Raw genomic sequence first — 8,065 nt, 5'->3', positions numbered from 1 at the left:
CACGCCGCCAGCGTTCATCCTGAGCCAGGATCAAACTCTCCAATAAAGTTAGTTTGTCTAGCATCTAAAATAAAAATTGACGTTTCACGTTGTTTGTTTCGTTCAGTTTTCAAAGAACTTGTTTGCCGCTCATTTGCGACTTCCTTATATTAACACTTTCATGTTTCAATGTCAACTAAGTTTTTTATTTCGTTTGTCGCGTTTTGCTTTGTTGCTATCAGCGACTCGTATAACATTACACCTCTATATAGTAATAGTCAATAGATTTTCAAAACTTTTTTTGATAGATTTATTTCTTCTTTATGTAGCATTGAGTATCTCCCACCTTCTTTCCACTTAGTTTCTCCCAGCTATAAATTTTTAGTAGATTATCATACATTTGCATTTCTCTATTTGATTCTATACTTACAACCTTATTTTAACAATTCATAGTATATAATGAGATAGCTATTGTATTTTTCATTATCGAAAACAAAATACAAAACTCTATTATAAGCAGGTGAAACTATGGAAGATATCCGTGTACTTATAGCAGACGATGAAAAAGAAATACGAGATTTATTAAAAAAATATCTAGAACGAGAATTATATACAATTGATATCGCTATAAATGGTGAAGAAGCTCTTCACTTATTTAATCAAAATAAATATAACCTCATCATACTAGATCTTATGATGCCTAAAGTTGATGGTATCGAAGTATGTAGAAGACTTAGGAATAAAACAAATATCCCCATATTAATGCTCACTGCTAAAGATCAAGAAGTAGATAAAATTTTAGGCTTAAGCATAGGGGCAGACGATTATATTACAAAGCCTTTTAGTATTAATGAAGTGGTTGCTAGAATAAAAGCTCTTATGAGGCGTTTTTTAGTATTAGGGAGTAACGCTAGCGTACAAGAAAAAACACTCTTAACATTCAAAGGACTAACAATTGATGTAAACAAGTACATAGTTAACGTAGATGGCAAAGAAATATCTTTAACTGGAAAAGAACTTGAACTATTAAAGTTCTTCGCCTCAAATCCTGAACAAGTTTTTACAAAGACGCAACTCTTCCGCAATGTTTGGGATAGTAATTATATAGAAGATGATAATACCGTCATGGTACACATTAGAAAACTGAGAAAAAAAATAGAAGTTGATCCTTCAAACCCCAAACTCATTCAAACTGTATGGGGTATTGGTTATAAATTTGTAGGTGAGAAAAATGAAGAATGATAAAGTTCTCTATCTTATTCTATTGCAGTTTATCATCATCACCGGACTTCTATTTATAGATATTGTTCACACATTAAAATTAATTTTATTCATTATCCTTATGGTTATAACAGGAAGTCTTTTCTTTACAAGACTTCATTTTATTCAAACTCGGAAGTCCATGGCTACGAAATTAAAACGCGCCATTAATGGTAATTTACATACACGACTATATACAAATAACGACCATTCACTAGCTGACGTCATTTTTTCTATAAATGAATTAATAACCGAGCTAGAAAAAGTACAAGTTGAGGCCAAAAGGTCTCAAAAGGCTAGGAAGCAACTTCTATCCAGCATCTCACATGATATACGAACACCTCTTACTTCTATTATTGGATATATTGACGCATTAAAAGATGGTATAGCTGCTTCAGAGGAAGAAAAACTGGAGTATCTTGAAATAATCTCAAATAAAGCAAATAGCTTAAAACAATTAGTTGATGAAATATTCAATATGGCAAAGCTTGATGCAGATGAATTTCCATTAAAGGAAGAACAACTTGATTTTTCAGAGATTACTAGAGAATCGCTAATCGAGTTTTTACCTGAACTATCAAAACATAGTATTGAGTTACAAATTAATATTCCAGAAGAACCTTGCATAATTACAGCAGATTCTTTTAGTCTTATTCGAGTTATAAGTAACCTCCTAAAGAATGCTATACATTACGGACACTCTGGAAAAATAGTAGGAATCGAACTTTTAGAAACGACTAACGACTATCAGCTACTCATTTGGGATAAAGGCCCTGGCATTTCAACAGATGATCTAGAGAACGTATTTGAGAGAATGTACCAAATTGATCAATCAAGGAACCCTTCTCATGGCGGGAGCGGTCTAGGGCTTGCTATTGCAAAAGCTCTCGTAGAAAAAAACGGCGGTCAAATATGGGTAGAAAGTATTCCATGGAAAAAAACCACCTTTGGCTTTTCCATCCCAAAACAAACCGTTTTTAAGAAACAGTTAAGAAATGATTAAGGAGCAGTTAAATCCTCCTTCTTATTATGTACTTAAGAGATTATAGAAAGTAGGTGTTCAACATAAATACAATCATAAAAACAATAAACTTAACTAAAATTTATGGCAAGCAAAAATCAGTAGATAATGTAAATATAAATGTAAATCAAGGAGAGATTTACGGCTTCATTGGCCGGAACGGTGCAGGTAAAACAACAACAATTCGAATGCTGCTCGGTCTTATAAAACCTACAAGTGGAAAAATCGAAATATTCGGGGAAGATTTTTTTCAACACCAAAAAGAAATTTTAAGGAGAATCGGTTCTATCGTTGAGGTTCCGGGGTTCTATGAAAACTTAACTGCAAAAGAGAACCTATTAATTAATGCAAAAATAATCGGTGTTCATAAAAAGAATGCGATTGAAGAGGCATTAGAAATTGTAGGGCTAGAGCATGAAACGAAAAAGCTAGTGGGAAAATATTCATTAGGAATGAAACAGCGACTAGGGATAGCGAGAACTCTACTCCATTATCCAGAATTATTAATATTAGATGAACCGACAAATGGCTTAGATCCAATTGGTATTAAAGAAATGCGAAAGCTTATTAAATCTTTGGCACAAGAAAGAAATATAACGATATTAATTTCTAGCCATATTTTAGCCGAAGTCGAACAACTAGTAGATCGTATGGGGATTATTCATGAAGGGAAGTTATTAGAAGAGACTTCTCTTGATGCACTTCGAAGAACAAACCGTAAATACTTAGAATTTCAAGTCAATAATGATAATAAAGCTGCGATGCTTTTAGAAAAACAATTTCATATTTTTGATTACGAAGTACATGATGAAGGGAATATTCGCGTTTATTCTCATTTCGGTCAACAAGGACAGATTAACAGAACATTTGTTCGAAATGATATCGAAGTATTAAAAATTATGATGAGCGAAGACAAATTAGAGGATTATTTCACCAAATTGGTTGGAGGTGGGACAATTGGTTAATCTACTATATACGGAACTATTAAAATTGAAACGTTCTAACATGTTCTTAATTAGTATTATTGGAGCGGCGGTAGCACCTTTTATGGTAGTTGTATTATCTTATATACACATGCACACAAAACATCCTAATCCGATTATTGTATTTTCTCAACTGTTCTCTGAAGTAAATCTATATACTACTGTAGTACTAGGAGTCCCCCTATATGGAGTTGTTATCGCTTATTTGTTTAGCCGTGAATATACAGAAGATACTTTAAAGAACCTATTAACCATCCCTGTATCACGTATTAACTTTATTATAAGTAAATTTATTCTCCTATTCTTTTGGATTATGATGTTAACTCTAGTTGCTTGGGGATTAACATTATTACTAGGGCTCTTAGGAAACTTTTCTGGATTCAGTAGCTCATTGCTTTTCCAATCTCTTATACAGTTTCTGATGTGCGGTGGATTTCTCTTTATTTTATCGACTCCTATTGTACTGCTAACTCTTATAATGAAAACTTACGTTCCCCCTATTGTATTAACGATCATTATAACGCTGATAAATCTTATGTCTATAAACTCAGAACATAAAGATCTATTCCCTTGGGCAGCTACACTTGATATAGCAAACAATACATTACAACCGACATATCCTCCAGAATATTCTTATATCGCGATCACTGCTACATCCATTATCGGTTTTATTGCAACAGTATTCTATTTTAAAAAAGTCGATATTCATTAATTTGAGTAGATAAAACAAAAAATTCCACTAAAATTTGTTCCCACATCTCTATTTATTCCTTTCTCATATTTTTGAGGTGTGGGTTACTTTCCAATTATGCAGATTTAAAACACTTTCTATAATGATTACAGCAACTCTATCATCCATTATTGCCTACAGATAGGAGCTATTAAAAATGAATAAAAAGCAAAGAAAACTTTACCATTACCTGTCTATTAGTTTTTTAATACTAATCTTCCTTATCCCATTAGCACACATTAGCTTTGCTGAAAGTGAACAAACTAACGAACAACGTATACAACAAATTGATCAATTTATTAAAGAGCAACAAGAACTGAGTCAAATACCAGGAATATCGGTAGTGATTGTTGAAAAAGGAAAAACTGTTTATCAAAAAGGATTTGGGTATGCAGATTTAAAAACAAAAAAGCCTGTGAATGAGGATACCTTATTCGAGTTAGCTTCAACAAGTAAAGCCTTTACAGGTTTAGCTATTTTGCAACTAGAAAAAGAAGGCCTACTAAAGCAGGCAGATGATATCACAAAGTTTTTACCATGGTTACAATTAACTTATAATGATAAGCCAGTAAAAATCAATTTAAATCATCTGCTCTATCATACTAGCGGGATACCTTCTACCACGATTAGCTCTATTCCTATAAGTTCAGCCAATGATGCACTGGAAACAACAATCAAAACTCTAAAACAAACAAAATTAAATCATAAGCCTGGAAGTTCTTTTGAATACGCAACTATTAATTACGATATTTTAGGACTTGTAATTGAAAAAGTAACAAAGAAGCCATATGAAGTTTATATAAAGCAGAACATCCTAGATCAAATTGGAATGAAAAATTCATTAGTAGGTTACTTACAAGGACACCCTAACGAGATGGCTACCGGATATAAATTAAGATTTATGAGACCATATCCATATGAACAACCTATCTATCGCGGTAATACACCTGCAGGTTATATTATTAGTAATACAAATGATTTAGCAAAATGGATGAATCTCCAGTTAGGAATTGAAATAAACAATTCTATTCATACACAACTCATTTCAGATTCACACATACCGGATAAAACAGTGCAACCAATTAAAAATAATGATTATTATGCTAGCGGCTGGATTGTTAGACAAGAAGACACAAAGTCCATACTTCATTCGGGGGAAAATCCGAATTTTTCATCCTTTATTATTATGCAACCGAATAAACAAACAGGTGTAGCAGTGTTATCTAATATGAAAAGTGCAGTTACAACATCAATTGGTCAAGGAGTTATAGATCTCTGGAATGGAAAAAACATTTCTGATACAAAACAAATAGATAGCTTTCAAAAAATAGATAAAGTAGCAACCATAATATTCATTGTGACAGCGTGCTTAAGTATATTATTTATAATTTTAACCATAAGACTTATAAGAAGGTTATTACAAAAACGCCGAAATTGGACTTTATTAAACAAAAAGAAATTCATATTATTTCTCATAAATATATGTGTCGTTGCAGGGGGACTACTATTCTTTTTAAAACTCCCCAAAATACTACTTGGAGCACCTTGGTCGTTTATTACAGTATGGGCTCCCGTTACAGTTACACTAACAATGTATAGCTTTATAACAGTTATAATTTTATATTCTATCTATACAACTTTAAAGTTTTTTACTAAAAAAGAAATGAATAGATTTATTTCTTAACATTGTATTTCATAGATAGCTTTTCATTAATATTTTGTATAGGAGTGAAATTATGAGCGATACAATTATTGCCTTCATACTCGGTATTGTAGAAGGACTAGCAGAATTCCTACCTATTTCTTCTACTGGGCATCTTATACTAGTAGGACACTTATTAGGTTTTGAAGGAGAAAGAGCAAAAACATTTGAGATTGTCATACAATTAGGAGCAATTTTAGCTATTGCTGTTTTATATCACAAACGCCTTGTTTCCTTATGTAACATTAAGCCTCTCTTGCAGAAAGAGAAAAAATTCAATGCACTACATGTTTTCCTAGGTGTATTCCCAGCTGTAGTTGCTGGCTTACTATTACATGATGTAATCAAAACATACTTATTTCAGCCATATACTGTCGTTATCGGACTTGTAGCAGGAGCTATTCTTATGATTTTTGCAGAAGTTAAAAAACCTGAAGCTACCTCTTATTCATTAGATGATTTAACATATCGTCAAGCATTAACAATTGGATTATTTCAATGTTTAGCGGTATATCCTGGTTTTTCAAGAGCTGGATCCACAATGTCTGGAGGATTGTTAGCAAAAGTAAATTATAACGCTGCATCAGAATTTTCTTTTCTTATCGCTCTTCCTGTCATGGTTGGTGCAACAGGTCTAGACTTATTAAAAAGTTGGGAACATTTAAGTATAGATGATATTCCAATGTTTGCAGTAGGATTTATTACTTCTTTTGTAGTAGCAATGTTGGCAGTAGTAACTTTTTTAAAGTTACTAGCAAAAATCGGTTTAAAGCCATTTGCCTATTACCGCATTTTGTTAGCCATTGTGTTCACTCTCTTCGTATTGCTCTAACTATAGAAAGATCACCTATAAAAAGACAACAACTAACCGATATTCCTATGGAAGAATCGGTTAGTTGCAATTATACCACCCTAACAGACGTACCTTCTTCATTTTGACGAAAAGATACGTTAAACAAGCTCCCCATAAAAAGCGTTGGTTTTATTACTCGAAATAAATTATCTAATCTTGAAAACTTAGGTAGTCGTTTAAAATGGCTTGACTTCTTTATTCCGAATATTCTTTAATATTATTATAGAGGTTTATAGGAAAGATAGATGAGCAGAACCTTATGGCAATGAATTATGTATTAGACTATATAATAGAGAAATAGGTGAATGATACAAATGAACCAATTAGCACAAAAGTATTGGGATGAGTATTGGAAGGAAAGTGAAAAACCTCAATCTGTCAGTGCATGGCAGTTCGGAGCATCTCCTGACTATCTTGCTCAATTAGTAATTGATGGCGTGAAAACAGCAACATGCTCTGGTCATATCTTCTATGAACTAGACAATGAGCCGCTTCCTACGACAAATGATTATAGCATTATCTTAAATAGCCAGGATGAGCCTGTAGCCATTATTAAAACAATAGAAGTAACTGTAACACCAATGAATGAAGTTCCCGAAGAATTTGCCATTGCAGAAGGCGAAGGTGATCGAACTTATGACTACTGGAGAAAAGCACATATAAAATTTTTCACAGAAGAGTTACACAAATTTGGACGTGAATTTTCTGAAGACATGTTACTCGTTTGTGAGCGCTTTAAACTCATTGATATCAAAAGATAAACATAGCTACTATTCACACCCAAGCCCATCATCTATGATTCGAGAGATACATATAGATGATGGGCTTATGTTATTATCTCTAACTTGGAGAAAAGAAGCCGTATGAAGGACTGCAAAAAAATATAAACAATATTTACATATACAAAACATTTTTGCAGAGCATCTCACAAACTTGTCATTCTGTAGAGGAAGCTACACAAACTATCAATGCTTCTCCAGAACAATTCGTCAAAAATATTTGTATGATTCTGAGCAATCACTTCTAGAGTAGGTAAAGCATTACATATTGAGAGGCCACGGTTAGCCACCGAGCAAGAAGTGTTAGAACATACAGGATATCCAGTTGGTGGAGTACCTTCATTCAGAATTAAAATCTATTTTTACTGGAGGCGTTTCTCCGTACTCTTTAGTAAAAATAAAAATTGAGGATATGTTAAAAGTGAATAGAGGAAAATTATTTGCATACGGAAATAGGTATTATGTTATTAACCACAAAAAAACCTAAGTCGAAACGACTTAGGTTTTTGCTTGGCGACGTCCTACTCTCACAGGGACAAGGTCCCAACTACCATCGGCGCTAGAGAGCTTAACTTCCGTGTTCGGTATGGGAACGGGTGTGACCTCTCTGCCATCATCACCAAACTATTGAAGGCATATTCCTTCAAAACTAGATAACATTTGCTTCATATTATATGGTTAAGTCCTCGATCTATTAGTATTCGTCAGCTCCACATGTCACCATGCTTCCACCTCGAACCTATCAACCTGATCATCTT

The 8,065-nt window shown here is 33.2% G+C and carries 8 protein-coding genes and 2 rRNA genes; 8 read left to right on the top strand and 2 right to left on the bottom strand.

From position 1 onward, the window contains the following. Positions 1-507 precede the first annotated feature (507 nt). The 8 genes from C568_RS0129810 (at position 508) to C568_RS35965 (ending at position 7,715) form a co-directional block, all read left to right on the top strand. Positions 508-1,221 (top strand): response regulator transcription factor, encoded by a 714-nt coding sequence (locus C568_RS0129810; RefSeq protein WP_018783683.1) that lies wholly within the window; start codon positions 508-510, stop codon positions 1,219-1,221. Continuing rightward, complete coding sequence (locus C568_RS0129805) at positions 1,211-2,242, top strand: sensor histidine kinase (protein WP_018783682.1); 1,032 nt, start codon at positions 1,211-1,213, stop codon at positions 2,240-2,242. The genes C568_RS0129810 and C568_RS0129805 overlap by 11 nt, the downstream gene beginning before the upstream one ends. Before the next feature lie 53 nt (positions 2,243-2,295). After that, complete coding sequence (locus tag C568_RS0129800; RefSeq protein ID WP_006093179.1) at positions 2,296-3,225, top strand: ABC transporter ATP-binding protein; 930 nt, start codon at positions 2,296-2,298, stop codon at positions 3,223-3,225. Continuing rightward, positions 3,218-3,955, top strand: coding sequence for an ABC transporter permease (locus C568_RS0129795; protein WP_018783681.1), 738 nt, complete (start codon positions 3,218-3,220; stop codon positions 3,953-3,955). Before C568_RS0129800 ends, C568_RS0129795 begins: the two co-directional genes overlap by 8 nt. Positions 3,956-4,130: 175 nt before the next feature. Further along, complete coding sequence (locus tag C568_RS0129790; RefSeq protein WP_006093181.1) at positions 4,131-5,657, top strand: serine hydrolase domain-containing protein; 1,527 nt, start codon at positions 4,131-4,133, stop codon at positions 5,655-5,657. Between the two features lie 52 nt (positions 5,658-5,709). Then, the gene (gene bacA, locus C568_RS0129785) at positions 5,710-6,507 is read left to right on the top strand and encodes an undecaprenyl-diphosphate phosphatase (protein WP_006093183.1); all 798 of its coding nucleotides are present in this window, start codon (positions 5,710-5,712) and stop codon (positions 6,505-6,507) included. A gap of 335 nt (positions 6,508-6,842) precedes the next feature. Next, positions 6,843-7,289 (top strand): ASCH domain-containing protein, encoded by a 447-nt coding sequence (locus C568_RS0129780; protein ID WP_018783680.1) that lies wholly within the window; start codon positions 6,843-6,845, stop codon positions 7,287-7,289. A gap of 318 nt (positions 7,290-7,607) precedes the next feature. Then, entirely contained in the window at positions 7,608-7,715 is a 108-nt protein-coding gene (locus tag C568_RS35965; protein ID WP_231399124.1) for a hypothetical protein, read from the top strand. Positions 7,716-7,815: 100 nt separating this feature from the next. Here the strand turns inward: C568_RS35965 and rrf are convergent. Together rrf and C568_RS0129770 are read right to left on the bottom strand one after the other, a co-directional pair. Continuing rightward, positions 7,816-7,931 (bottom strand): 5S ribosomal RNA (gene rrf, locus C568_RS0129775). Between the two features lie 50 nt (positions 7,932-7,981). Next, positions 7,982-8,065: ribosomal RNA gene (locus tag C568_RS0129770) — 23S ribosomal RNA — on the bottom strand; the annotation flags it as partial.

Source organism: Bacillus sp. 95MFCvi2.1 (genome assembly GCF_000374965.1).
Classification (GTDB): Bacteria; Bacillota; Bacilli; order Bacillales; family Bacillaceae_G; genus Bacillus_A; species Bacillus_A pseudomycoides.
Note: the sequence above shows the minus strand (reverse complement) of the source record. Positions and strands in the feature narration are given on the sequence as shown.